We start from the raw sequence: 25271 nt of genomic DNA on the forward strand, positions 1-25271 counted from the left end.
GTTGGATACCTCGAAAGACGCCATGGCCGGTCCGGTTCACTACGAAATCTATATCCGCAAGACGCCGCCCGCGTCCTGGACGCTGTCGATGGCGACCGAGGACCGCAAGACGGCGATCGAGACGGCCGAGGACCTGCTGCGCGACGGTCAGGCCTGCGCCGTGCGCGTGACCAAGGAAACCCTGGACCCCGATACGATGGAGTTCGCCAGCGTCAACGTCCTGACGCGCGGCGCGCCCGAGATGAAGCAGAAGCTGAAGGTGCGCGAGGAGCGGGCCGGCCCCAGCTGCCGCGGGGTTCAGGACCTCTATACCCCCCATGCCCGCGACCTGATCGGGCGGGTGCTGGAGGACTGGCTGACCCGCCAGGGGGCGACGACCTTCGAACTGTTGCACCGCCCGGACCTGGCCGAACGGCTGGAGGCCTCGGGCGTCGAACTGCAACACGCCATCCAGAAGGTGGCGGTGCCGGAAAGCCAGGCCACGAGCCAGCCCGTCCATGACCTGGTGCGGCACTATCAACGGCTCAGCGAACAGGCGATCGAACGGGTCTTGCAGGCCGGGCGGCGCAATCAATTTCCGGGGCTGGCCGAACGCTCGGTCGCCGATGTGGCGCATCGATTGAGCGGATCGGCGGACCGCGCCTTCATCATGGGGGGCGTGGTCGCCGGGGCCTTGAAGGGCCTCAAGGGCGCGCGGGCGCGGCTGGACCGGCTGATGGACCTGTGCGACCGGGCGCCGTCCGAGGGGCCGCCGCGCGCCCTGGTCTTTGTGCCCGTGGAACAGGTGCTGTGCGAGATGTTCGGATCGCGGGCCAGTCTGGCCCAGATCGTCGGCCCGGCCCTGGATCAGGGGTCCAGCCTGGCGGCGGTGGTGCGGATGGTGGCGCCGCGCGAAATCGGCGCCCTGATCGCGCGCGATCCGAAGCTGGCGGTTCTGGTGCCGCCGGTCGAAGGCGGGCCGGCGCGCCTGGGCGAGCGGCTGGCGGCGGGCGAGTTTCCCCTCTTGTCGGCGTCGCTGGCGCGGATGGTGGTGCGCGAACTGATGAGCCAGCGTCGGCTGCGTCCCGGCGACCCCCAGGGCGAGATCGACATCCTGCGCGCCCTGGCCACCACCCTGACGGCCACGGCGGGGCGGCTGCTGACGCTGGAAGAGGTGCAGACCGCCTTCAGCGAGCGGTCCAAGAGCCTGGTCACTGCCGACTTCGTCGCCGCCTATGTGCGCGGGGCGCCGACGGCGCTGCGCGAGGCCGAACGGCTGGCGCGGCTGTGTGAAAACGTGACCGGCGCAGCCAACAAGCGCTCGGCGGCGCGCTGGCTGGACGCCTGCGTCACCTCCCTGCGGTTTGAAACCGAGATGCGGACCCTGAACCAGACCCCCGGACAGAAGCTGCTGGCCCTGGGCGCCCTGCAACGGGCGGTGAGCAATGCGGGTCTGTCTGAGCGGGACCGCGACGCCATCGTGACGGCGCTGGGCCTTGTCGGGGGATCGGTCGAGGCGGACGCGCGGCTGACGGCCCAGATCGTTCGCGCCCCCGTGCCGGCGCTACAGAAGCTGGCGGCCCTGCTGCGGCTGGCGGCGGCGGAGACGGGGCCGTCGGGCCCGGTGGCCGACCGGGCCAGGGCCGAGGCGATCAAGCTGTTCCGGGCGCCGGAACTGCGCGCCGCCCTGGGCGCGGAGCCCGAGGCGGTGCAGACCCTGCGGCCCCTGATGCAGGCGGTCGGCCTGGCGGCCTGAACCCGGCGGCCTGAACCTGGCGGCCCGAAGCGACGAGCCTGAGCCGGCGGGTTCGGTCAGTCGAAGATGTCGAAGATGTCCATCCGCTTTTTCTTTTTGTAGTAGCCGCCGTCGCGGTGGCGGTCGTCGTCCTTGTAGCGCGGCGGCTCGCGATAGCCTTGAGGCTGGCCGCCCCACGGTTGCTGCGCGGGCGGCTGCTGATAGGTCGGCTGCGGCGCGGCTTGCGGCGCGGCGGCGCGGCCCTCTTCAGCGGCGCTCGCCATCAGCTTTTCCAGCTCGCCGCGATCCAGCCAGACCCCGCGGCAGCTCGGGCACATGTCGAACTGGACGCCATTGCGGTCCAGGGTCTGCATGGCGGCGTTGTCGTTGGGGCACATCAATAGGGGCATCTGATCCTCATCGTCGAAGAATGCGGTCCGACATCACGCCGCTTTCGCCGCGCCAGAGGGGCCCGTCCCGCTGAGGGTCAAGCTAGGGATGGTCAGCGCGCGCCACAACGTGCGCAGACGCCGCAGGGGCAGTCCTCGGCCTAGCAGCTTTGACCGGCGGCCCAGCCCGACGACCAGGCCCACTGGAAATTATAGCCGCCCAGCCAGCCGGTGACGTCGACCACTTCGCCGATGAAGAAGAGGCCGGGGACGGTCCTGGCCTCCAGGGTCTGCTGGTCCAGGGCGGCGGTATCGACCCCGCCCAGCGTCACCTCGGCGGTGCGATAGCCCTCGGACCCGACCGGCTTGACGGTCCAGGCGTTGACCGTCTCGGCCATGGCCCGCAGCTTCTTGTCGCCGACCTCGGCCAGCTTGCCCGACAGGCCTTCGCGGGCGCAGATCACCTCGGCCAGACGGCGCGGAACGATGTGGCCGAGCGCCGTATGCACCGCCTGCTTGCCGTTTTCGGTCTTGGCCGCCAGCAGCCGCGCCGCCACGTCTTCGCTCGGCGCCATGTTGACGGTGATGGCCTCGCCCTCGCGCCAGTAGGAGCTGATCTGCAGGATCGACGGGCCGGACAGGCCGCGATGGGTGAAGAGCATGGCTTCTTTAAACTCGGGCCTATCGCCCTTCGGGCTATTTGAGGCCGAGTTGGGGGCCGCCTTGACCACGGCGTCGACGGCTACGCCCGCCAGCGGGACCAACTGCTCCAGCAGGGTCGGCTCAAAGGTCAGCGGCACCAGCGCCGGCCGCGTCTCGGTCACCCGCAGGTCGAACTGGCGCGCCACCTCATAACCCCAGCCGGTCGCGCCCATCTTGGGGATGGACTTGCCGCCGGTGGCCACCACCAGAGACGCCGCCGAGACGCGCGTGCCGTCGTCCAGCGCCACCTCGAAGCGGTCGCCGCTGCGGGCGATCGAGGTCACGCCGAGGCACAGCGACAGGGTCACGCCCGCCGCCTTCATCTCGTCCGTCAGCATACGGATGATCTGCTTGGCGCTGTCGTCGCAGAACAGCTGGCCGAGGGTCTTTTCGTGCCAGGCGATGCCGTGGCGCTCGACCATCTTGAGGAAGTCGTGCTGGGTGAACCGCTTCAGCGCCGACAGGGCGAAACGCGGGTTCTCGCTCAGGAACTCAGCCCCGCTGGTTCTCGTATTGGTGAAATTGCAGCGTCCGCCGCCCGAGATGCGGATCTTCTCGCCGGGCGCGCGGGCATGGTCGATCACGCGCACGCGGCGGCCGCGCTTGCCCGCCTCTATGGCGCACATCATGCCGGCCGCGCCGGCGCCGACGATCAGGACGTCGAGTTCAGAAGACTTCATGGGCTCGCCCTAGCAGGCGCGCGCCCATGAAGCGACCTTGGAGGCCTCTCTTACAAGCCGAGCGCGATCCGATAGCTGGGATGCACCACCTCGGCGTACTCGGGGTGCTTCTTCAGATAGCCGGCGAAGAAGGGGCAGGTCGGCAGGATGACCAGGCCGCGTTGCTTCAGGTCGGCCAGCACGTGTTTGGCCATGCGGCTGGCGATGCCGCGCCCTTCCAGCGGAACCGGCACGATGGTCTCGGTGATCAGAAGACCGCCAGCCACCTTGTTGTAGATGACCACGGCGGTCTGGCCGTCAACGGTGAGTTCGTAGCGCGTGGCCTCGGCGTTGTCGTGGATCTCGGGGTCCATAGAGGTCTCCATACTAGTGGGCTTCATCCCAGTTCGCGGCGGCCTTGGCCTCGACGATCAGGGGGACGCTCAGGGCGACGGCGGGGTCCGCGGCGCCTTCCATGACCTTGCGCACCACGACCAGGGCGCGTTCGGCCTCGGCTTCGGGGGCTTCGAAGATCAGTTCATCGTGGACCTGCAACAGCATGCGGGTCTTCAGGCCCGCATCAAGCAGGGCGCCCGGCATGCGGATCATGGCGCGGCGGATGATGTCGGCGGCGGCGCCCTGAATCGGGGCGTTGATGGCGGCCCGCTCGCCGAACTGGCGCTCGGCGCCCGACTTGGAATGGATGGCCGGGATGTGGATGCGGCGACCGAAGACGGTGGTGACGAAGCCGTGCTCTTTCACGAAGGTCTTGGTCTGATCCATGTAGGCGCGGATGCCGGGGAAGCGCTCGAAATAGGTCTTGATATAGGCTGCGGCTTCGCCCTGATCGATGCCCAGCTGGGCGGCCAGACCAAAGGCCGAGATGCCGTAGACGATGCCGAAGTTGATGGCCTTGGCCCGGCGGCGGGTTTCCGACGGCATGCCTTCGACCGGGACGCCGAACATCTCCGACGCGGTGGCGGCGTGGATGTCGAGCCCGGCCTTGAAGGCGCGCTTCAGCTCGGGGATGTCGCCGATGTGGGCCAGCAGGCGCAGCTCGATCTGGCTGTAGTCGGCGCTGATCAGCACATGGCCCGGCGAGGCGATGAAGGCCTGACGGATCAGGCGGCCTGTTTCCGTGCGGATCGGGATGTTCTGCAGGTTGGGATCGCTTGATGCCAGACGCCCCGTCGTCGCCGCCGCCAGCTGATAGGAGGTATGCACCCGGTGGGTCGTCGGATCGGAGGCCGCGACCAGGGCGTCGGTATAGGTGCCCTTCAGCTTGGACAGCTGACGCCAGTCAAGGATGGCGCGCGGCAGGTCGTGGGTCAGGGCCAGCTCTTCCAGCACGCTGGCCTCGGTGCCCCATTGGCCCGACGCGGTCTTCTTGCCGCCGGGCAGGTTCATCTCGCCGAACAGGATCTCGCCGATCTGACGCGGGCTGCCGACGTTGAAGGGGCGGCCCGCCAGCTTGTGCGCCTGCTCTTCCAGCTCGGCCATGCGCTGGCCGAAGGTTGAGGACAGCGAGCGCAGGCGGTCGGGATCGACCCGCACCCCGTTCAGCTCCATGTCGGCCAGAACGGCGGGCATGCCCCGTTCCAGCGTCTCATAGACGGTGGTCAAACGCTCAGTCGCCAGGCGCGGCTTCATCAGCCTGTAGAGCCGCAGCGTCACGTCCGCGTCCTCGGCGGCGTAGCAGGTCGCGGGCTTCAGCTCGACGTGCTTGAAGCTCTTCTGGCTCTTGCCCGTGCCGGCCACGCTCTTGAACGGGATGGGTTCGTGGCCGAGGTGCAGCCGCGCCAGTTCGTCCATGCCGTGACCGTGCAGCCCGCCTTCGAGGACGTAAGAGATCAGCATGGTGTCCTCGATCGGGGACACGCGGATGCCGCGCCGCGCCATGACGGCGAGGTCGTATTTGATGTTCTGGCCGACCTTCAGAACCGCCGGGTCTTCCAGCAGGGGCTTGAGCCGTTCCAGGGCGGTCGGCTTGTGAATCTGGGTCAGCGGCTCGCGCGCCTCGCCACCCGCCGGTTCCAGACCGAAATCGAAGCCGCCGCTCAGCGCCGCGTCGTCGCTGGGCTCATGGTCGTGGGTCAGAGGGATGTAGCAGGCCTCGTTCGGCCCGACCGCGATGGAGACGCCGCACAGGCCGGCATGGGTGGCCGACAGGGCGTCGGTCTCGGTGTCGAAGCCGATGACGCCGACGGCGCGGGCGCGGGCGATCCAGCGGTCCAGATCCTCCAGCGTCTGTACGCACTCGTAACGGTCGCGGTCGAAGTCGTGGACGGCGTCGGGCGTCGCGACCTCGGTCTGGCCGTAGCGCGGGGTGGCGACCGGGGCCGAGGGCTGGCGGGCGAAGGCCGAGCCTTCCTTTTGCGGCGCCTTGCCGTCGCCGACGCGGCGCAGCAGCGAGCGGAACTCCATCCGCTCCAGAAACTCGGCCAGGACCGCCGGGTCGGGATCGCGGATCAGGAAGTCGTCGACCGCCTCGGGCGCCGGGGCGTCGCAGGTCAGGGTCACCAGCTCTCGCGACAGACGGATCTGGTCGGCGAAATTGATCAGGGTCTCACGCCGCTTGGGCTGCTTGATCTCGCCGGCGCGGGCCAGCAGGGTGTCGAGGTCGCCGTATTCGTGGATCAGCTGGGCCGCTGTCTTCGGCCCGATGCCGGGGGCGCCGGGGACATTGTCGACGCTGTCGCCGATCAGGGCCTGAACCTCGACCACCTTGTCGGGGGTGACGCCGAACTTCTCGAACACGGCCTCTTCGTCCAGGCGACGGTCCTTCATCGGGTCGTACATGACGACGCCGTTGCCGATCAGCTGCATCAGGTCCTTGTCGGAGGAGACGATGACCGCCTCGCCGCCCATGTCGCGGACCTTGCAGGCGTAGGTGGCGATCAGGTCGTCGGCCTCATAGCCGGGCAGTTCGACGCCGTGGACGCCGAAGGCGGCGGTCGCCTCGCGCACCAGGGGAAACTGCGGCACAAGATCCTCCGGCGCCGGCGGGCGGTGGGCCTTGTACTGATCGTAAAGAGTGTTGCGGAAGGTCTTTTCCGAGTGATCGAAGACGGCGACCAGATGGGTCGGGCCATCCTCGCCCTTCATGTCGCGGATCAGCTTCCACAACATGTTGCAGTAGCCCTGGACCGCGCCGACGGGCAGGCCATCCGACTTGCGCGTCAGAGGCGGCAGGGCGTGATAGGCGCGGAAGATATAGGCCGAGGCGTCGATCAGCCACAGCCGGGGCGGCGGTCCGTCCTGGGCCAGAGGGCGGGCGGTGGTGTCGGCGGTCGCGTCGGTCATGGCGCGAACATAGGGGGGACGAGGCCCCCCGTCATCCGTGCTTGTGAGCGATTACGGCGCCCAGCCGCCCGGTGTTTCGGGGATGGTGTCTTCGCTGTCGACGGTGATCTCGCCGCGGGTCTTGCGGACCTCGGCCCAGGCGGCGCGCAGCAGTTCGGTCACGCCCTCGCCGGACACGCCCGACACCAGGAAGGGCGTCTTGCCCGAGGCTTCCTTCAGCGCCGCGACCTTTTCCTCGCGTTCCTCCGGCGACAGGGCGTCGATCTTGTTCAGCGCCAGCAGCTCGACCTTGTCGGCCAGGCCTTCGCCATAGGCGTCCAGCTCGCCGCGAATGATGCGGTAGGCCTCGGCCACGTCTTCCTGGGTGCCGTCGATCAGGTGGATCAGGCTGGCCGATCGCTCGACGTGACCCAGGAAGCGGGTGCCCAGACCCGCGCCTTCATGGGCGCCTTCGATCAGGCCGGGGATGTCGGCGATGACAAAGCGTTCCGACGGGCTCAGGTCCACCACGCCCAGGTTGGGCGTCAGAGTGGTGAAGGGATAGTCCGCCACCTTGGGCTTGGCCGCCGAAACCGCCGCGAGGAAGGTCGACTTGCCGGCGTTGGGCAGACCGGCCAGGCCGATGTCGGCGATCAGCTTCAGCCGGAGCCAGATCCAGCGCTCCTGGAATTCCTGGCCGGGGTTGGCGTAGGCGGGGGCCTGATTGGTCGGCCCCTTGAAGCGGGTATTGCCCCAGCCGCCATTGCCGCCCGAGAGCAGCTTCACCTTCTGGCCCGGCTTGTCCATGTCGAGCAGGACGGTTTCCTTGTCCTCGTCCAGCACCTGGGTGCCGACCGGAACGCGCAGGACCACGTCGTCGCCCTTGCCGCCGTGCATCTGACGGCCCTGGCCGTGGTGACCGGTCTGGGCCTTGAAGTGCTGTTGATAGCGATAGTCGATCAGCGTGTTGAGGCCGTCGACCGCCTCGACCCAGACGTCGCCGCCCTTGCCGCCGTCGCCGCCGTCCGGCCCGCCGTTGGGGATGAATTTCTCGCGTCGAAACGAGACGGCGCCCGCGCCGCCGGCGCCTGAGCGAATGTAGATCTTGGCCTGGTCGAGGAACTTCATCGCGGGCTTATGCCAAAACTCGAGCGAAAGGGCGAGCGTCACGCTGATCAGTCGCCTTGGCGCGGCCGATCCCTGCTGTTGAACCCTTGGTTCCGGCTCCAGCGAAAGCCAGGCATCGTCTTGAAAAAGGGAGGGGGCGAGGCGCGGGCGTCCGCACTCTATATATGTCGCGACATATATAGCCGTCAGGGCTTCGCATCAGAGGGCGGCCCGCGTCGGGCGTCCTCGTATTGGGGTTCGTTGAGATAGTTGAGGATTCCGCCTTTTGCGGCTTGTGGACTCCAAGGGCGGTCCGTATACCCCGGCCTCGCTCGGAGACGGGCTGGCCCACGGGGCTTCGGAGACTGTGTCTTCGGGGCTGGCGGAGAAGGGGAGTTGAAAAACTTCTTGCTTCCGTTGAATGGTTCGATTAGTCTCCGCGCTTCGATCAAATCGATGATTTGCCGGTGCGAAAGGCTTCTTCGCTTTTCCTGCTGGCTTTCTGCGGTCTCGAAAGCTTAGGTTTTCGCAACGTCAGAAAGTTCAGATGGTTGGTTGACTTGGAGTTTGGCTTTCCTTAGAGAGCTGCCTCCGCCGGGGTCTTCGGGCTTCGGGAGTGTTGAAAAAGTTCTTTAAAAAGAACTGCTTGACACGGAAAATCAGGGGCGGTAAACACCGCCTCCGCCGCAAACGGGCGTTAAACGGTTGGGCCGGTTTAGATCGGTTCGGGTCTTTGAAATCGTTGATCTGGAAAGAGAAACGCAGGCGGCGGTGTCCTAGCGAGACTGTTCTTCGGAACAGTTTAGTCGACACTGACAATCTGCGGTCTTTTTGAAAAGACATACCATGTAACCGATCTTCGGATTGGTGACGTGGGATCTCGTCAATAAAATACGTAGAACTAATGCCAACACGGACTTCGGTTCGTGATGCTTAGGTCAATGGTCAACTCAACCTGAGAGTTTGATCCTGGCTCAGAGCGAACGCTGGCGGCAGGCCTAACACATGCAAGTCGAACGGACCCTTCGGGGTTAGTGGCGGACGGGTGAGTAACACGTGGGAACGTGCCTTTAGGTTCGGAATAGCTCCTGGAAACGGGTGGTAATGCCGAATGTGCCCTTCGGGGGAAAGATTTATCGCCTTTAGAGCGGCCCGCGTCTGATTAGCTAGTTGGTGAGGTAATGGCTCACCAAGGCGACGATCAGTAGCTGGTCTGAGAGGATGACCAGCCACATTGGGACTGAGACACGGCCCAAACTCCTACGGGAGGCAGCAGTGGGGAATCTTGCGCAATGGGCGAAAGCCTGACGCAGCCATGCCGCGTGAATGATGAAGGTCTTAGGATTGTAAAATTCTTTCACCGGGGACGATAATGACGGTACCCGGAGAAGAAGCCCCGGCTAACTTCGTGCCAGCAGCCGCGGTAATACGAAGGGGGCTAGCGTTGCTCGGAATTACTGGGCGTAAAGGGCGCGTAGGCGGACATTTAAGTCAGGGGTGAAATCCCAGAGCTCAACTCTGGAACTGCCTTTGATACTGGGTGTCTTGAGTGTGAGAGAGGTATGTGGAACTCCGAGTGTAGAGGTGAAATTCGTAGATATTCGGAAGAACACCAGTGGCGAAGGCGACATACTGGCTCATTACTGACGCTGAGGCGCGAAAGCGTGGGGAGCAAACAGGATTAGATACCCTGGTAGTCCACGCCGTAAACGATGATTGCTAGTTGTCGGGCTGCATGCAGTTCGGTGACGCAGCTAACGCATTAAGCAATCCGCCTGGGGAGTACGGTCGCAAGATTAAAACTCAAAGGAATTGACGGGGGCCCGCACAAGCGGTGGAGCATGTGGTTTAATTCGAAGCAACGCGCAGAACCTTACCACCTTTTGACATGCCTGGACCGCCAGAGAGATCTGGCTTTCTCTTCGGAGACTAGGACACAGGTGCTGCATGGCTGTCGTCAGCTCGTGTCGTGAGATGTTGGGTTAAGTCCCGCAACGAGCGCAACCCTCGCCATTAGTTGCCATCATTTAGTTGGGAACTCTAATGGGACTGCCGGTGCTAAGCCGGAGGAAGGTGGGGATGACGTCAAGTCCTCATGGCCCTTACAGGGTGGGCTACACACGTGCTACAATGGCGACTACAGAGGGTTAATCCTTAAAAGTCGTCTCAGTTCGGATTGTCCTCTGCAACTCGAGGGCATGAAGTTGGAATCGCTAGTAATCGCGGATCAGCATGCCGCGGTGAATACGTTCCCGGGCCTTGTACACACCGCCCGTCACACCATGGGAGTTGGTTCTACCCGAAGGCGATGCGCTAACCGCAAGGAGGCAGTCGACCACGGTAGGGTCAGCGACTGGGGTGAAGTCGTAACAAGGTAGCCGTAGGGGAACCTGCGGCTGGATCACCTCCTTTCTAAGGATGCTTCTCCAGTCTCTCTCACGAGGGATTATTGAGGCTCCGATTTAGCTTCCAGTGCTTGCACTGAGAGGCATTATGCGGGACGCCGCCGTCTCCGTTTCTCTTTCCTCATTCCGTCATCGACGCCAGGACCATACGGGTTCTGAGGTTGGTGACGCGATCGCGAGCCTGGGCTTTATGCCTGGCTGTCGTGCCGCCATAGGCCCGTAGCTCAGGTGGTTAGAGCGTACGCCTGATAAGCGTAAGGTCGGCAGTTCGAGTCTGCCCGGGCCTACCAGCTGTTTAGCTGGTCCGTGGCATCGTCGACGGCTCACCCGGCTTGTTCCCTGATTGGGGCCATAGCTCAGTTGGTAGAGCGCCTGCTTTGCAAGCAGGATGTCGTCGGTTCGACTCCGTCTGGCTCCACCATTTCTTCTTGTGCTAGCGCCGTAACGGCTGCTTGAGCACGGTTTGAAAACTGGATCTCGCGATCATATCAAGGTTTGCAGCTGATCTTCGGATCGGTTGCATTGACATTGTGAAGGAAGAATTTGTCCGGCCCCTCATAGGCTTTCAGGACAGGTTCGAGAAGACATCGTCTGGCAAGTAAAATCAGGCATTGGATCCGGCGGATACCTCTTTCCATCCCCCGGGTAGTCCATGCATGAGTTTTGCTGAGAAACGATCAAGCGTTGAAGGGCTTCTGACGGATGCCTTGGCGTAGAGAGGCGATGAAGGACGTGGCAAGCTGCGATAAGAGCCGGGGAGGCGCTAGCACCCTTTGATCCGGCTATTTCCGAATGGGGAAACCCACCTTTACAGTCTTCCAACTTTGCCTTCCCTCGGGAGGGTACGGATTGGTAGGTTGTTTAAAGGTATAATGAGCTGAATACATAGGCTTCATTAAGCGAACCCGGTGAACTGAAACATCTCAGTAACCGGAGGAAAGGACATCAACCGAGACTCCCGTAGTAGTGGCGAGCGAACCGGGACCAGGCCAGTGCTCTTGTGAAATAAAGGCGAACGGATTGGAAAGTCCGGCCATAGCGGGTGACAGCCCCGTAGCCGTCAAACAGCAAGAGACTCGAGTAGGGCGGGACACGTGAAATCCTGTCTGAACATGGGGGGACCACCCTCCAAGCCTAAGTACTCCTCTACGACCGATAGTGAACAAGTACCGTGAGGGAAAGGTGAAAAGCACCCCGACAAGGGGAGTGAAACAGATCCTGAAATCGGAAGCCTACAAGCAGTCGGAGCCCCCAAGCGGGGTGACGGCGTACCTTTTGTATAATGGGTCAGCGACTTCATGTGTCGAGCAAGCTTAAGCCGTTAGGTGTAGGCGTAGCGAAAGCGAGTCTGAATAGGGCGCTAAGTTCGACGTATGACGACCCGAAACTAGGTGATCTATCCATGAGCAGGTTGAAGGTTAGGTAACACTAACTGGAGGACCGAACCCGTGAATGTTGAAAAATTCTGGGATGACTTGTGGATAGGGGTGAAAGGCCAATCAAACCTAGACATAGCTGGTTCTCCGCGAAATCTATTTAGGTAGAGCGTCCGACGAATTCCTTGGGGGGTAGAGCACTGGATGGTTGCGGGCTGCGCGAGCGGTACCAATACTAACCAAACTCCGAATACCCAAGAGAACTATCGGGCAGACACACGGCGGGTGCTAACGTCCGTCGTGAAAAGGGAAACAACCCTAACCATCATCTAAGGCCCCCAAGTCATGGCTAAGTGGGAAACGATGTGGGATTGCTTTGACAATCAGGAGGTTGGCTTAGAAGCAGCCATCCTTTAAAGAAAGCGTAACAGCTCACTGATCAAGCGATCCTGCGCGGAAAATGTAACGGGGCTAAAGCCATGCGCCGAAGATATGGGTTTGCAGTTTACTGCAAGCGGTAGCGGAGCGTTCCGTAAGCCTGTGAAGGTCAACCGTGAGGTTGGCTGGAGGTATCGGAAGTGAGAATGCTGACATGAGTAACGATAAACAGTGTGAGAAACACTGTCGCCGAAAGACCAAGGGTTCCTGCGTAAAGCTAATCTGCGCAGGGTTAGTCGGCCCCTAAGGCGAGGCTGAAAAGCGTAGTCGATGGGAAGCAGGTAAATATTCCTGCACCAGCTGGAAGTGACGGATGGCATAACTTGTAAGGGCTTATTGGATTGTCCTTGCAGGGGCGTTGTCCCTGGAAATAACTCCAGCAGAGACCGTACCCGAAACCGACACAGGTGGTCAGGTAGAGCATACCAAGGCGCTTGAGAGAACTGTGCTGAAGGAACTCGGCAAATTGCACGCGTAACTTCGGAATAAGCGTGACTCACCCCAGGCAACTGGGAATGAGTGGCACAAGCCAGGGGGTAGCGACTGTTTAGCAAAAACACAGGGCTCTGCGAAGCAGCAATGCGACGTATAGGGTCTGACGCCTGCCCGGTGCCTGAAGGTTAAAGGGAGGAGTGAAAGCTCCGAACTGAAGCCCAGGTAAACGGCGGCCGTAACTATAACGGTCCTAAGGTAGCGAAATTCCTTGTCGGGTAAGTTCCGACCTGCACGAATGGCGTAACGACTTCCCCACTGTCTCCAGCACAGGCTCAGTGAAATTGAATTCCCCGTGAAGATGCGGGGTTCCCGCGGTCAGACGGAAAGACCCTATGAACCTTTACTATAGCTTCGCCTTGGCGTTAGCGACCGTATGTGTAGGATAGGTGGGAGGCTATGAAACCGGGGCGCCAGCTCTGGTGGAGCCATCCTTGAAATACCACCCTTACTGTCGTTGACGTCTAACCGAGATCCGTTATCCGGGTCCGGGACATGGCGTGGTGGGTAGTTTGACTGGGGCGGTCGCCTCCTAAAGTGTAACGGAGGCGCGCGATGGTGGGCTCAGACCGGTCGGAAATCGGTCGTCGAGTGCAATGGCATAAGCCCGCCTGACTGCGAGACTGACAAGTCGAGCAGAGACGAAAGTCGGCCATAGTGATCCGGTGGTCCCGAGTGGAAGGGCCATCGCTCAACGGATAAAAGGTACTCTAGGGATAACAGGCTGATTTTGCCCAAGAGTCCATATCGACGGCAAAGTTTGGCACCTCGATGTCGGCTCATCACATCCTGGGGCTGGAGCAGGTCCCAAGGGTATGGCTGTTCGCCATTTAAAGTGGTACGTGAGCTGGGTTCAGAACGTCGTGAGACAGTTTGGTCCCTATCTGCCGTGGGTGTTCGAAGCTTGAGAGGATCTGTCCCTAGTACGAGAGGACCGGGATGGACATACCTCTGGTGGACCTGTCGTGGCGCCAGCCGCGCAGCAGGGTAGCTAAGTATGGAATAGATAACCGCTGAAAGCATCTAAGCGGGAAACTAACCTCAAAACAAGGCTTCGCTGAGGATCGTGGAAGACTACCACGTTGATAGGCCAGGTGTGGAAGTGCGGCGACGCATGAAGCTTACTGGTACTAATAATCCGATCGGCTTGATCGTTTCTCAGCAAAACTCATTCGGTTCTACTTGCCGATAACAATACGCGACGATGTCTTCTCTTTTTTATGTGTCTGGTTGACCCCGTGGCTATGTCGGAGGTTCCACACCCGATCCCATTCCGAACTCGGTCGTTAAGCCCTCCAGAGCCAATGGTACTTCGTCTCAAGGCGCGGGAGAGTAGGTCGCCGCGGGGTCTACCAGATACATAAATCAGTCTTCTCATTCCTCTTGTCCTACCGAACTTCGGTCTACTTGAGGACTGTCTCGAACCCTTCTTCCTTCACTAACCGCCTTGCCGCGGGATGGAGCAGCCCGGTAGCTCGTCAGGCTCATAACCTGAAGGTCGCAGGTTCAAATCCTGCTCCCGCACCCAAGATTTCAACCCGCTATCCCTTCTGGATGGCGGGTTTTTCTTTGCCCAAATTCCCAAAACCCATCCGACCTGCGAAGGCGAAGGCCGGGGCTCTCCGCTCAATGCGCTCAGGCGCCGGATCGCTCGCCTGAGCCCCTTCTCGGCGCCTTTGGCGGCAGTGGACCAACCTTGGCCTGGAGCGGCTGCGATCATGGGGTGCTGTCATCTCAAAGCTCCAGTCCCTTCTGCTTCAGGCCTGGAACCGATGGGGGCGGGGCGGTGGCTTCCGGGGCTAAGTCTGCCAAGGCTCGGCGTATCTCTATCGCTTGCAATAAGAGACTTATCGCATTAGGCCTCACCGGATAGTCCGCTTCTGGGGGATGCGATGCCTTTGCAAGACGTCGTTCGGGTGCCGAGCGAGAAACGCCTGTACGCCGTTGCGTCGCATACGACGATCGCCCAGGTCGCGGCCCTGGCCGGGGTCACGTTCCGGGCTTTGCGCTACTATGAAGAGGTCGGGCTGCTGTCTCCTGGGCGCAACCGGTCCGGCACGCGGCTCTTTGACCGACAGCAACGGGACAAGGCGGTCATGATCGCCAAGCTGCGCCGCATGGATCTGTCTCTGGCCGATATTCGCTGGTTCCTCGATAGGGAGACGACCGACGAGGGGCGCCGGCTGTTTCTGGATCGCACGCTGAACGACCAGTTGCTGCGGCTTCGCGCCAAATACGCCGAAGTCCAGGCGATGGCGGACCAGTTGCGCACGGCCGATCGCCAGCCCCTATCCGCTGCCTAGGGCCGACGGTCTCCAACCGTCCTTCCCGTTCGCCATTTGGAGTTTCAAGAGACGCCATGCTTCAGAATCGTCACGTCCTTATAACCGGCGCCTCGTCTGGAATAGGCGAGCATCTGGCGCGATCGGCCGTCGCGGCGGGCGCCCGCGTGACCCTTGCGGCGCGGCGTCTGGATCGCCTCTCCGCGCTCTCCGAAGAACTGCTCGGCGCCGGCGGCCAGGCCCAGGCCGTGGCGCTGGACGGCGCCGACGAGGCCTCGGTCGTCGCCGCCTTTGCGCTGGCCGAGTGCCGGTTCGGTCCCGTAGACACCGTCTACGCCAACGCTGGCGTCAGCGTCGGCGGCTTCTCTCTGGACATGGACGTCGCGGATTTCGACCGCATCTTCGCGGTGAACGTGCGCGGGGCCTTCCTCACCGCGCGACAGGCGGCGCGGTCTATGATCGCGGCGGGGTCGGCCACGCGCGAGCATGGGCGGATCGTGCTGGTGGCCTCGGTCGGGGCGCAAATCCCGCTTGCCGGCCTGACGGCCTATTGCGCCTCCAAGGCGGCGGTCGTCGCCCTGGGCCGCAATCTGGCGCGCGAATGGGCGCGCGATGGCGTCAACGTCAATGTCGTCTGCCCCGGTTATGTCGAGACGGAGATGACCCAGGACTGGTTCGCCAGCCCGGCCGGCGCGCGCCAGCGTCAGAGGTTCGTGCGCAAACGGCTGATGGCCGAGGGCGGGCTGGACCCGATGTTCCTGCTGCTGGGGTCGGACGCCGCGCGCGCCATGACCGGCGGGGTTCATGTCGTCGATGACGGTCAATCGCTGAGCTGAGGAGAGCGCAATGTCATATCCAGATCGGGCCGCCGCCATCGCCGAACGGGTCGAGCGTTTCGTGCGCGAGGTCGTGGTTCCCTATGAGGCCGATCCCCGGCTTGGGACGCATGGCCCTTCGGAAGACCTGGTCGCCGAGTTGCGCGGTCTGGCGCGGGCGCATGGCGTGCTGACGCCGCATATTCCGGATGAAGGCCACCTGAGTCATCGCGAGACGGCCCTGGTGCTTCAGGCGGCGGGGCTTTCCCCGCTCGGCCCGGTCGCCGTCAATGTCGCCGCCCCCGACGAGGGCAATATGCACCTGCTGGGCAAGGTGGCGACCGAGGCGCAGAAGGCGCGCTTCCTGCAGCCCCTGATCGAGGGCGCGCGTTCGGCCTTCTTCATGACCGAGCCGGCGGCCGATCAGGGGGCGGGGTCGGACCCGTCGATGCTGAAGACGGTGGCCCGGCCCGATGGCGACGACTGGATCATCGACGGCCGCAAGGCCTTCATCACCGGGGTGGTGGGGGCGTCGGTCGGCCTAGTCATGGCCCGGACGGATGTGGGGGCGACCCTGTTCCTGATCGGCCTGCCGGACCCGGCGGTTCGCATTGAGCGGGTGCTGGACACCATCGACAGCGCCCTGCCGGGCGGCCACTCGATCGTCAGCCTGGAGGGGCTGCGCGTGCCGGGGTCTCAGGTCCTGGGGGAAGTCGGCGAGGGCTTCCGCTATGCTCAGGTGCGCCTGGCGCCCGCGCGCCTGACCCACTGCATGCGCTGGTACGGCGCCGCGAGACGGGCGCACGAGATCGCCACGGACTATGCGATGCGGCGTCAGGCTTTCGGCAAGGCGCTGATCGAACATGAAGGCGTCGGCTTCATGCTGGCCGAGAACAAGATCGCGCTTAAGCAGGCTGAACTGATGATCGACTGGTGCGCCGGCGTGCTGGACGAGGGGCGGGGCGGGACCACGGAGTCGTCGATGACCAAGGTCGCGGTCTCGGAGGGCCTCTACGGCGTGGCGGATCGCTGCGTTCAGATCATGGGCGGCACCGGCGTCAGCCGCGACACCGTGGTCGAACAGGTGTTCCGCGAGATCCGCGCCTTCCGCATCTATGACGGTCCGACCGAGGTCCACAAATGGTCGCTGGCCCGCAAGATCGCCCGAGACTTCGGCAGGGCGGCGTGAGCGCCGCGTCCACGGGCGCCGTCCGCGCCGGATTTGAACTGGACGTCGCTCGGCTCGAGGCCTGGTGTCGCGCCGAGGTCGCCGGCTTCCAAGGGCCGCTGAGCATTGGTCAGTTCAAGGGCGGGCAGTCGAACCCGACCTATCTGCTGTCCACGCCGTCGCGCGACTATGTGCTGCGGCGCAAGCCGCCGGGGCCGTTGCTGAAGGGCGCCCATGACGTTCTGCGCGAGGCCAGGGTTCTGAAGGCTCTGGGCCAGGTCGATTTCGCCGTGCCGGAGGTTCTGGGCGTCTGCGAAGACGAGAGCGTCGCCGGCAGCGTCTTCTACCTGATGAGCAAGGTCGAGGGCCGGATCTTCTGGGACGTGACGCTGGAGGATATGCCGCGTGAGGAACGCGCCGCGATCTTCGACGCCATGAACGCCACACTGGCGCGGCTGCACAGCATCGATCCGGCCCGTATCGGTCTGGAAGACTATGGGCGGCCGAGCGGCTTTGTTCAGCGTCAGATCGCGCGCTGGTCGGGACAGTATCTGTCGGACGAGGACGCCGGCCGCGACCCCAATATGGACCGGGTCATCGCCTGGCTGGAGGCCCACGCCCCGACCAGCGAAGAGGTGGCGATCGCCCATGGCGACTTCCGCATCGACAACCTGATCTTTGATCCCGGCAAGCCCGAGGTCGCCGCGGTGATCGACTGGGAACTGTCGACGCTGGGGCATCCGCTGGCGGACTTCGCCTATCACCTGATGATGTATAGGATGCCGTGCCATCTCGGCGGACTGGCGGGCGTCGATCTGGAGGCGCAAGGCTTGCCCAGCGAGGCCGCCTATATCGAGGCCTACTGCCGTCGCACCGGCCGGGCGGGCATCCCCGACATCGACGCCTATGTCGTGTTCAATATGTTCCGCTTCGCCGCCATCATCCACGGCATCCGGGGCCGGGTTCTGAGAGGGACGGCGGTCTCGCCGGAAGCGCGGACCCGCGCCGACCAGTTTCCCGAACTGGCCGCGCTCGCCTGGAAACAGGCAGAGCGGGCCGGGGGCTAGGAAGGATCAGGCCGCGTCCAGCAGGCGGACGCGGTCCTTTTCCAGATAGGCGACGATGTCGGCCGGGGTGCTGCGCGTCTGGCGCGTATGGGGATAGGCGTGGGCCGTGCGCGGTTTGCGGTCGAACCAGATCTGATCGATGACCTCGCCGGGCCGGGTCGCCGCCAACCAGTCGATGGTGTCGGCCCCCTCGCGTTCATTGCGCAGGATCGCCGCCAGGATCTTGCGGAACTTGGGCAGGGAGGTCTTCACGCCCGCCGTGTCGGCCCAGCCCGGATGGACGGCGTAGGTCTTGATCGCCGAGCTGGCGAAGGCCGCGCGCCACTGCTCGGTCAGGGCGATCTGCGCCCGCTTGTGCGCGGCGTAGGCGGCGAAACCGTTGAAACGCTCCTCGGCGAGGTTCAGCATCGGCTTGTTCAGCGGCACGTTGTAGAGCCCGCCGGACACGACGTTGATGATCGCGCCGCAGCGGGCCAGGCGGCCGGCCTCGAACAGGCGTTGGGTCAGGATGTAGTGGCCCAGAAGATTGGTGGCGTAGGAGGTCTCCAGCCTCTCGGCCGTCGCCTCGAAGCTGCGCATCAGCAGACCGACGTTGTTGACCAGGACGTCGAACTTGATCGCGGCCAGTTCCGGCCGATCGACCAGGGCCGAGACCGCGGCCATCGACGACAGATCGCAGATGACGGGCTCGATCCGGCCGGGGTAGCGGGCCGTCTCGGCCTTGAGCGCGTCCAACGCCCTGGTGTTGCGGCCCACGGCATAGACCACGGCGCCCTTGGCGACGGCCTTGATGGCGGCGGCGCGCCCCAGCCCGCCGGTCGCGCCGGTGATCAGCCAGGTCTGGCCGGAATAGTCGGCTCTGACCGGACGGAAGGGCAGGCCGCGCGCCACATAGCCGACGCGGGTGAAGGACGGCGCGAACCGGGCGTAGAAGTTCACCGACTTGATGAGCGCCTGCATCGGCGAAGGTTCGGCCATGGTGTATCTCCCGAAATTGGCGTCGACGAGATCGGCCCGTGGGACGACGAACGGCGTCCGGCGCAGCTGACTACAAACGACTTGCGTTTATGGACTAAATCGACAACGGTTCGTAAATACAAGCGACAAGTGAGGCGGCGCCGACGCTATGATCCAGCCGATCAGAGTCATTCAGTGGGCCACCGGTTCCATGGGACGCGCCTGTCTGAAGGCCGTGCTGGACCGACCGGAGTTTCAGTTGGTCGGCCTGCGCGTCTATGGCGAGGCCAAGGCTGGTAGGGATGCGGGCGACATCGTGCGTCGGCCGCCGACCGGCGTCCTGGCGACCCAGGACATCGAACAGATTCTGGCGATCCCGGCGGATATCGTGCTGCACTGTCCGATGTTGTCAGCCCCCTATGAGGGCCACGACGGTGATGTCTGCCGGTTGCTGGAATCCGGCAAGAACGTCATCTCGATCAACCACTATTTCGAGCCCTCAGCCCTGGGCTCGGACTATGCCGCGCGGCTGGCGGCCAGCGCGATCAAGGGCGGCGCGACCCTGGCGGGGACCGGGGTCAATCCGGGTTGGGCGGCCGAACGGATGGCGGCTAACGCCGCGTCTCTGTGCCTGTCGCACGAGAACATCACGACCCGCGAAATCATCGACTGCACGGGGATTCCGAACCCCCGCTACGTGTTCGAAGCCCTGGGCTTTGGCGCTGCGCCCGCCGATCTGGATCTGGTCGGCGGCGATCTGGCGCGCACCTTCACCGCCATGTTCAGCCAGGCTGTCGCCGGGCTGGCGGCGCGCATTGGCCTGTCGCTGGATGGCTTTGAGGCAGACCACGCGGTCATGCCGGCGCGGCGCGAACTGACGGTCCGCGCGGGCCTGATACCGGCGGGCGGCGTGGCGGCGACGACCTGGCGGGTGCACGGTCTGGTCGCCGGCGTTCGACGCATCACCCATGAGGTCAACTGGATCATGGACCCGTCCGATCCGGCCTTTGCGGGCAAGCCGCACTGGGAAATCGTCATCGACGGAACGCCCGGTCTGCGCCTGTCCATGGACCTGATCGACACCGCCGCGAACGGCGTGAGGACCCGGCCCGAGCAGTTCGCCGTGGCGGCCATGGTCATGCAGGCCATCCCGCGCGTGGTCGCGGCGCCGCCAGGCCTTCTGCGTCTCTGATGGCCGGAAATGGGCTTGCCTGCGTTCGTCAGTCATGTAGCTTTCTTTTAAAGACTAAATCTTGCGGAGGATTTCGCCTTGGCTGTCCATGATCCTGTCCATGACCTGCGGGCCCGTGACCCGGAGTTGCAAGCCCTGCTCGACAAGAAGGCGATCGAGGAGGTGCTGGTTCTCTATCTGCGCGGCTGCGACCGGGCGGATATTTCCCTGGTGGAGCAGGCCTATCATCCCGACGCATGGGAGGATCATGGCGGCACCTTCAACGGGCCGGCCTCGGCCTGGATTGATCTGAGCCGCGAGCGTCTGCCCAAGATGGGGCTGATCAATCACCTGATGACAAATCTGATGATCGAGCTGGATGGCGATAGGGCGACCGCCGAAGCCTACATCCTGACCGCCTCGCGGTTGAAGGTGAGGGGCGAATGGCTCGACACCCGCACCCTGGCGCGCACGGTCGACCTGTTCGAAAAGCGCGACGGGGCCTGGAAGATCGCCCGGCGCACCATGGCCTGGGAGTGGAACGAAGAGCACGCGATCACCGAGACCTGGGCGCGCGGCGTCATCACGGATGATCCCTCGGTTCTGACGCGCGGCGGCAAGATGCCGAACGACATCCTGTACGCCGCGTGAGACCGGCCATGGAGATCAAGGACTGCGTCGCCATCGTTACCGGGGCCAACCGGGGCATAGGCGAGGCCTTCGTCAGGGTGCTTATCGCCGAGGGGGCGGCCCGGGTCTATGCGGGGGCGCGCGACCCCGCCTCCGCCGCCCATCTGGAGGCTGAGTTTCCGGGCAAGGTCGTCGCGATCGGGCTGGACGTGTCCCGGCCGGATCAGATCGAGGCCGCCGCCGCGCGCTGTCCCGACGTCTCGGTGGTGGTCAACAACGCCGGGGCCTTCACCAATCGTCTGCTGATCGGCGCCGAGGACCTGTCGGGCGCGCGTGAGGAGATGGAGGTCAACTATTTCGGCCCCGTCGCCATGGCCCGCGCCTTTGCGCCCGCCCTGAAGGCCAATGGCGGGGGGGCGATCCTGAACGTCCTGTCGGTCGGCGGCATAGTCGCGGCGCCGAACATGGGCGGCTACAGCCCTTCGAAATTCGCCATGCGGGCGGCGGGGGCCTGTATCCGCGCCGAACTGGCCGAGCAGGGCACGACGGTGACGTCCTTGATCGTCGGCTCGGTCGACACCCGCATGGCCTCTCACGTCCAGGGCGCCAAGGAGGCGCCGGAAGACGTCGCGCGCGCCGCCCTGCGCGGCATCACGCGCGGAACCGATGAGATCGACACCGACCGTTTCGCCGTCGAGACACGGGCCGCCCAAGCGCGTGATCCCAAGGGTCTGGAACGACAGATGGCCAGGATGCTGCACGTCAAAACCATATCGACCGGCCGCTAGGTCCGGCGCACGCGGGGGAGAAAACCATGCCTTTGCTTCAAGAGATCCTGCCGATTCTGGCGATCAATCTGGCGATCTGTTTCGCCTCCTTCCTCCTCCTGTGGCGGGTCGGCTGCGCCATCAGGGATGTGAGCTTTGTCGACGCCTGGTGGGCGCTGGGTCTGGCCCTGATGGCGGTGACGACCTTCTTCATGACGGACGGGTTCGAGACGCGCCGCCTGCTGTTGACGGGACTGGCGGTGGTCTGGGGCCTGAGGCTCGGCCTCTACATCCTGTGGCGCTGGCGCAAGCATGGCCCGGATCGTCGCTATGTGAAGATGCTGAGCCGCGCCGAGGTGACGAAGGGCTGGAGCTATCCCAAGGCGGCGTGGCGCATGGTCTTCATGTTCCAGGCGCCGATCCTGTGGGTGGTCAGCCTGCCCGTGCAACTGGGGCAGATGTCGAGCGCGCCGGCGATCATCGGCGTGGTCGGCTGGATCGGTGCGGGGCTGGCGGCGTTCGGCATCCTGTTCGAGAGCCTGGCCGATTTCCAACTGGTCCGCTTCAAGGCCAATCCCGCCAACGAGGGCAAGGTCTTCGACGCCGGCCTGTGGCGCTACACCCGTCACCCCAACTATTTCGGCGATCTGTGCGTCTGGTTCGGCCTGTGGCTGATCGCGGCCGAGACCTCGCTGGGTCTGGCCGCCATCTTCGGGCCCCTGCTGCTGCTGACCATGTTCCTGCGCTACAGCGGCGGGCCGTCCTATGAGAAGCGGCTGACCTATCAGCGCCCCGGCTATGCCGAATATATCGCGCGGACCAGCCCCCTGGTGCCGTGGCCGCCCAAGCGCGCCGCCCGCGCCGGCGCCTAGTCGGAGGAGCGCGCGTGCGGAAACCCGATCGCCCCCGCAGCCTTCTGGCCCCCGGCGAGGCGACGCCCTCGCCCCGGGCGGTCGGCGTGCTGTTGAACATCCACGCCGAGCGCCAGCCTGACGCGCCGGCCCTGACGTTCGAGGGCGTCACCCTGACCCGGCGGCAGCTGGCGTCGCGGGTCAATCGGCGGGCGCGGACCCTGGCGGCGGCGGGGGTGGTCGAGGGAGATTTCGTCGCCATCGCCCTGCCCAATGGCCCGGCCTTTCTGGAACTGGCCTTTGCGGCCTGGGCGCTGGGCGCGACGCCAGCGCCCCTGTCCCACCGCCTGCCCGGCATCGAGCTGTCGGCGATCCTCGACCTGTTGCAGCCGCGCCTGATCGTGATCGAGGACGCGGCGCGGGCGGGCGTCTGGCCGCGCCTGTCCGAGGCCGAAACCCATGACGCCGAGGCCGACGACAGCCCCTTGCCCGAGATCGCATCCCGGCACCTGAAGGCCATCGCCAGCGGCGGCAGCACGGGGCGACCCAAGGTCATCGTGGACATGACCCCGGCCCTGGCCGACCCCGACATGACCCTGTTGGGGATGTTGCCCGGCGACGTGCTGCTGAACCCCGGCCCTCTCTATCATGCGGCGCCGTTCGGGATCACGACCCTGGCCATGGGCTGGGGCCTGCACGTCGTCATCATGCCGCGCTTTGATCCCGTCGAGACCCTGAGGCTGGCCGAGCAATACAGGGTCAACTGGCTGTATCAGGTGCCGACCATGATGCACCGCATCTGGACCTTGCCCGACGAGGTGCGGACCGGCTTCGACCTGTCGTCGCTGGACGCGGTCATGCATATCGCGGCCCCCTGTCCGCCGTGGCTGAAGAGGAACTGGATCGACTGGCTGGGGGCCGAGACGGTGTGGGAGATCTATACCGGCGCCGAAGCCCTGGGCGGCACCTCGATCAACGGCGTGGACTGGCTGGAGCGCCCGGGCTCGGTCGGGCGTGTTCTGCCCGGCTATGAGCTCAAGGTGCTGGACGAGGATGGCGCCCCGTGCGCGCCGGGCGAGATCGGCGAGGTCTATTTCCTGCCCGCGAGGGGCCAAGGCGCCACCTATCGCTATCTGGGGGCCGAGCCCAAGGCTCAGGGCAGTTTCGAGACCCTGGGCGACATGGGGCATCTGGACGCCGACGGCTATCTGTTCCTGGCCGATCGGCGGGTCGATCTGATCCTCTCGGGCGGGGCCAACATCTATCCGGCCGAGGTCGAGGCGGCGATCGACGCCTTCCCCGGGGTCCTGTGCAGCGTGGTGATCGGTTTGCCGGACGCGGACCTGGGTCAACGCGTCCATGCCATTATCGAGACGCCGGCGACGCTGGACGAGACGGCCCTGCGGGCCTTCCTGGCCGAGCGTATCGCCTCCTACAAGCTGCCGCGCGGGTTCGAGATCACGACCGAACGGCTGCGCGACGACGCGGGCAAGGTCCGCAGGGGAGCCTTGCGCGCGGCGCGCACCGGGGCCGTTTAGGCGGCGGCCGGATCCTTCATCTGGAAGTAGTCGCGCCAGGCGACGACCTTGCCGTCCTTGAACTCGATGACGCCCATATAGGGGTGGGCCACCTTGACCCCGGCGGCGTTGACGTATTCCTCGACGCCCTCGGTCATCAGGACGTCGCCGTTCTCGGCCCAGTTCACCAGGGTCCACTTCGTCTCGGTGTGGTTGGCCCAGTATTTGGTGATGAATTTCTCGACCCAGTCGCGACCGATCAGCGGGCGAGAACCGACATGATAGTGATACTCCACATCGGGGGCGAAGGCGCCGACGAAGGCGGGGGTGTCGCGCGCCTCGGAGGCGACCATCAACTGGCGCAGAAGTTCGATCGGGCGGCTCATGCGGACACCTCGGTCCACGACTTCGACGGCTTCATATGCTGGCCCACGGCGCATCCTCCGATCATGAGTGTTGACCGAGGCTAGGATCAAAAGTCCACGTATGCAAGCTTTGTTGGCGGGCCGGTGAGCGTCAGGCCGGTGCGCGGCTCTTGCCCACCTTGAGCGAGACATTGTCCATGGTCAGCGGGCCATGACAGACGCTGCAGGCGACCTTGATGTCGAGCGCCGCGCCACAGTTGTGCGTGATCTGGACCGGAGGGCCGGCCTTGTCCTTCAACCAGGTATCGGCCCAACTCATCATGGTCAGGGCGTTGGCGTAGAGGTCCATGCCCTTCTTGGTCAGGCGGTACTCGTAGCGGGGCGGCGTGATCTCGTAGAGGCGTCGCTCGAAGATGCCCGAAGCTTCCAGCGTCCGCAGCCGGTCGGTCAGGATGTTGGAGGCTATGCCCAGCATTTCCTGCATTTCGTCGAACCGGTGGACGCCGAAATACTGGACGCTGACGACCAGCGAGGTCCAGCGATCGCCGAGAAGGTCGACCAGTTCGAAGGCCGGCGCCTCATCCGTCGGCTGGCGTTTGCGGTGCATCCGCTGGACCGGCAGCGCCTCCATGCCCTCGCCGGGGCCGGCGCTATAGGTGCAGGTGTGCAGCGTCAGGGGTTCGCCGCAATGACCGCAGCGCGCCTCGGGCAGCATGGCCTTGCCGCAGTCCTCGTGGGTGAAGACGGTGGGAGTGCGGGCGCCGCCGACGCCCCAGCGCACGCCCCAGCCCCACATCAGGATCATCATTTCGAACAGGGCCAACCCTTGAGGGGTCAAGTGGTAGACCATCCTGGCGCCGCCCTCGCGCTGGGGGCGTTTCTCCAGGATGTTGTGGCGCTCCAGGGCCTGGAGGCGGCTGGACAGGGTGCTGCGCGCGCCGCCCAGCCGCTCGTGAAACTCCTCGAACCGTGTCGCGCCAAGGAAGGCTTCCTGCACGACCAGCAGGCTCCAGCGGTCGCCCAAAGCATTGAGCGCCCGGTTGACTGAGCTTTTCGGGACCATTCTGGTCTTGGGCTTGGCGCGAGACGTCATATTGTTGTTCTGGCGGTTCAGTGA

18 protein-coding genes, 3 tRNA genes and 3 rRNA genes are annotated in these 25271 nt (G+C 64.4%); 16 read left to right on the forward strand and 8 right to left on the reverse strand.

Annotation, left to right across the window (positions count from 1 at the left end; genetic code table 11):
- Position 1: 1 nt before the first annotated feature.
- Complete coding sequence (locus tag P0Y52_00930; protein ID WEK58134.1) at positions 2-1735, forward strand: hypothetical protein; 1734 nt, start codon at positions 2-4, stop codon at positions 1733-1735.
- A 56-nt stretch (positions 1736-1791) separates the two neighbouring features.
- On the opposite strand, the gene P0Y52_00935 is transcribed toward P0Y52_00930, so the two are convergent.
- The 5 genes from P0Y52_00935 to obgE all read right to left on the reverse strand — a co-directional run bounded on the left by P0Y52_00935 (position 1792) and on the right by obgE (position 7874).
- Positions 1792-2124: a zf-TFIIB domain-containing protein gene (locus P0Y52_00935; protein ID WEK58135.1), complete on the reverse strand. Its 333-nt coding sequence runs from the start codon at positions 2122-2124 to the stop codon at positions 1792-1794.
- 140 nt (positions 2125-2264) lie between these two features.
- The gene (locus tag P0Y52_00940; protein ID WEK58136.1) at positions 2265-3485 is read right to left on the reverse strand and encodes an NAD(P)/FAD-dependent oxidoreductase; all 1221 of its coding nucleotides are present in this window, start codon (positions 3483-3485) and stop codon (positions 2265-2267) included.
- A 50-nt stretch (positions 3486-3535) separates the two neighbouring features.
- Positions 3536-3838, reverse strand: coding sequence for a GNAT family N-acetyltransferase (locus tag P0Y52_00945; GenBank protein WEK58137.1), 303 nt, complete (start codon positions 3836-3838; stop codon positions 3536-3538).
- A gap of 13 nt (positions 3839-3851) precedes the next feature.
- Positions 3852-6767 (reverse strand): DNA polymerase I, encoded by a 2916-nt coding sequence (gene polA, locus P0Y52_00950; protein WEK58138.1) that lies wholly within the window; start codon positions 6765-6767, stop codon positions 3852-3854.
- 51 nt (positions 6768-6818) lie between these two features.
- Positions 6819-7874, reverse strand: coding sequence for a GTPase ObgE (gene obgE, locus P0Y52_00955; protein WEK58139.1), 1056 nt, complete (start codon positions 7872-7874; stop codon positions 6819-6821).
- A gap of 930 nt (positions 7875-8804) precedes the next feature.
- On the opposite strand from obgE, the gene P0Y52_00960 reads away from it, so the two are divergent.
- From P0Y52_00960 to P0Y52_01005, 10 genes are all read left to right on the forward strand, one after another.
- Positions 8805-10265 (forward strand): 16S ribosomal RNA (locus P0Y52_00960).
- Between the two features lie 206 nt (positions 10266-10471).
- Positions 10472-10548 (forward strand) — tRNA-Ile (locus P0Y52_00965).
- Between the two features lie 55 nt (positions 10549-10603).
- A tRNA-Ala gene (locus P0Y52_00970) sits at positions 10604-10679 on the forward strand.
- A gap of 254 nt (positions 10680-10933) precedes the next feature.
- Positions 10934-13719: ribosomal RNA gene (locus P0Y52_00975) — 23S ribosomal RNA — on the forward strand.
- A 79-nt stretch (positions 13720-13798) separates the two neighbouring features.
- Positions 13799-13913, forward strand: a 5S ribosomal RNA gene (rrf, locus tag P0Y52_00980).
- The 16S, 23S and 5S rRNA genes sit together here with 3 tRNA genes alongside, the layout of an rRNA operon.
- A 102-nt stretch (positions 13914-14015) precedes the next feature.
- Positions 14016-14092: transfer RNA gene (locus P0Y52_00985), tRNA-Met, on the forward strand.
- Between the two features lie 364 nt (positions 14093-14456).
- Entirely contained in the window at positions 14457-14867 is a 411-nt protein-coding gene (locus P0Y52_00990; protein WEK58140.1) for a MerR family transcriptional regulator, read from the forward strand.
- Between the two features lie 56 nt (positions 14868-14923).
- The gene (locus P0Y52_00995; protein WEK58141.1) at positions 14924-15682 is read left to right on the forward strand and encodes an SDR family NAD(P)-dependent oxidoreductase; all 759 of its coding nucleotides are present in this window, start codon (positions 14924-14926) and stop codon (positions 15680-15682) included.
- A 10-nt stretch (positions 15683-15692) separates the two neighbouring features.
- Positions 15693-16850 (forward strand): acyl-CoA dehydrogenase family protein, encoded by a 1158-nt coding sequence (locus P0Y52_01000; GenBank protein ID WEK58142.1) that lies wholly within the window; start codon positions 15693-15695, stop codon positions 16848-16850.
- Positions 16847-17896 (forward strand): phosphotransferase family protein, encoded by a 1050-nt coding sequence (locus P0Y52_01005; GenBank protein WEK58143.1) that lies wholly within the window; start codon positions 16847-16849, stop codon positions 17894-17896. Before P0Y52_01000 ends, P0Y52_01005 begins: the two co-directional genes overlap by 4 nt.
- A gap of 6 nt (positions 17897-17902) precedes the next feature.
- Here the strand turns inward: P0Y52_01005 and P0Y52_01010 are convergent, their stop codons facing one another.
- Positions 17903-18874: an SDR family NAD(P)-dependent oxidoreductase gene (locus tag P0Y52_01010; GenBank protein WEK58144.1), complete on the reverse strand. Its 972-nt coding sequence runs from the start codon at positions 18872-18874 to the stop codon at positions 17903-17905.
- Positions 18875-19064: 190 nt separating this feature from the next.
- Here P0Y52_01010 and P0Y52_01015 point away from each other — a divergent pair, with 190 nt between their 5' ends.
- From P0Y52_01015 to P0Y52_01035, 5 genes are all read left to right on the forward strand, one after another.
- A complete protein-coding gene (locus P0Y52_01015) occupies positions 19065-20045 on the forward strand; it encodes a hypothetical protein (GenBank protein WEK58145.1) in 981 nt (326 codons plus the stop codon).
- A 78-nt stretch (positions 20046-20123) separates the two neighbouring features.
- The gene (locus P0Y52_01020) at positions 20124-20675 is read left to right on the forward strand and encodes a nuclear transport factor 2 family protein (GenBank protein ID WEK58146.1); all 552 of its coding nucleotides are present in this window, start codon (positions 20124-20126) and stop codon (positions 20673-20675) included.
- A gap of 8 nt (positions 20676-20683) precedes the next feature.
- Positions 20684-21442 (forward strand): SDR family oxidoreductase, encoded by a 759-nt coding sequence (locus tag P0Y52_01025; protein WEK58147.1) that lies wholly within the window; start codon positions 20684-20686, stop codon positions 21440-21442.
- Between the two features lie 26 nt (positions 21443-21468).
- Entirely contained in the window at positions 21469-22293 is an 825-nt protein-coding gene (locus P0Y52_01030; GenBank protein ID WEK58148.1) for a DUF1295 domain-containing protein, read from the forward strand.
- Between the two features lie 14 nt (positions 22294-22307).
- Entirely contained in the window at positions 22308-23810 is a 1503-nt protein-coding gene (locus P0Y52_01035; protein ID WEK58149.1) for an AMP-binding protein, read from the forward strand.
- Here the strand turns inward: P0Y52_01035 and P0Y52_01040 are convergent.
- Positions 23807-24175 carry a nuclear transport factor 2 family protein gene (locus tag P0Y52_01040; GenBank protein WEK58150.1) on the reverse strand — a complete coding sequence of 123 codons (369 nt, stop codon included), beginning with the start codon at positions 24173-24175 and terminating at the stop codon, positions 23807-23809. The two genes, P0Y52_01035 and P0Y52_01040, sit on opposite strands and share 4 nt — an antisense overlap.
- 130 nt (positions 24176-24305) lie before the next feature.
- Positions 24306-25247 (reverse strand): helix-turn-helix domain-containing protein, encoded by a 942-nt coding sequence (locus P0Y52_01045; GenBank protein WEK58151.1) that lies wholly within the window; start codon positions 25245-25247, stop codon positions 24306-24308.
- Positions 25248-25271 lie beyond the last annotated feature (24 nt).

This window comes from Candidatus Brevundimonas phytovorans (assembly GCA_029203145.1).
Classification (GTDB): Bacteria; Pseudomonadota; Alphaproteobacteria; order Caulobacterales; family Caulobacteraceae; genus Brevundimonas; species Brevundimonas phytovorans.

Coding starts and splice junctions, on each gene's coding strand:
- P0Y52_01010 (WEK58144.1), bottom strand. CDS start 18,874: ATGGCCGAACCTTCGCCGATGCAGGCGCTCATCAAGTCGGTGAACTTC.
- P0Y52_00945 (WEK58137.1), bottom strand. CDS start 3,838: ATGGACCCCGAGATCCACGACAACGCCGAGGCCACGCGCTACGAACTC.
- P0Y52_00995 (WEK58141.1), top strand. CDS start 14,924: ATGCTTCAGAATCGTCACGTCCTTATAACCGGCGCCTCGTCTGGAATA.
- P0Y52_01000 (WEK58142.1), top strand. CDS start 15,693: ATGTCATATCCAGATCGGGCCGCCGCCATCGCCGAACGGGTCGAGCGT.
- P0Y52_00940 (WEK58136.1), bottom strand. CDS start 3,485: ATGAAGTCTTCTGAACTCGACGTCCTGATCGTCGGCGCCGGCGCGGCC.
- P0Y52_00935 (WEK58135.1), bottom strand. CDS start 2,124: ATGCCCCTATTGATGTGCCCCAACGACAACGCCGCCATGCAGACCCTG.
- P0Y52_01015 (WEK58145.1), top strand. CDS start 19,065: ATGGGACGCGCCTGTCTGAAGGCCGTGCTGGACCGACCGGAGTTTCAG.
- polA (WEK58138.1), bottom strand. CDS start 6,767: ATGACCGACGCGACCGCCGACACCACCGCCCGCCCTCTGGCCCAGGAC.
- P0Y52_00990 (WEK58140.1), top strand. CDS start 14,457: ATGCCTTTGCAAGACGTCGTTCGGGTGCCGAGCGAGAAACGCCTGTAC.
- P0Y52_01045 (WEK58151.1), bottom strand. CDS start 25,247: ATGACGTCTCGCGCCAAGCCCAAGACCAGAATGGTCCCGAAAAGCTCA.
- P0Y52_01030 (WEK58148.1), top strand. CDS start 21,469: ATGCCTTTGCTTCAAGAGATCCTGCCGATTCTGGCGATCAATCTGGCG.
- P0Y52_01040 (WEK58150.1), bottom strand. CDS start 24,175: ATGAGCCGCCCGATCGAACTTCTGCGCCAGTTGATGGTCGCCTCCGAG.
- obgE (WEK58139.1), bottom strand. CDS start 7,874: ATGAAGTTCCTCGACCAGGCCAAGATCTACATTCGCTCAGGCGCCGGC.
- P0Y52_01025 (WEK58147.1), top strand. CDS start 20,684: ATGGAGATCAAGGACTGCGTCGCCATCGTTACCGGGGCCAACCGGGGC.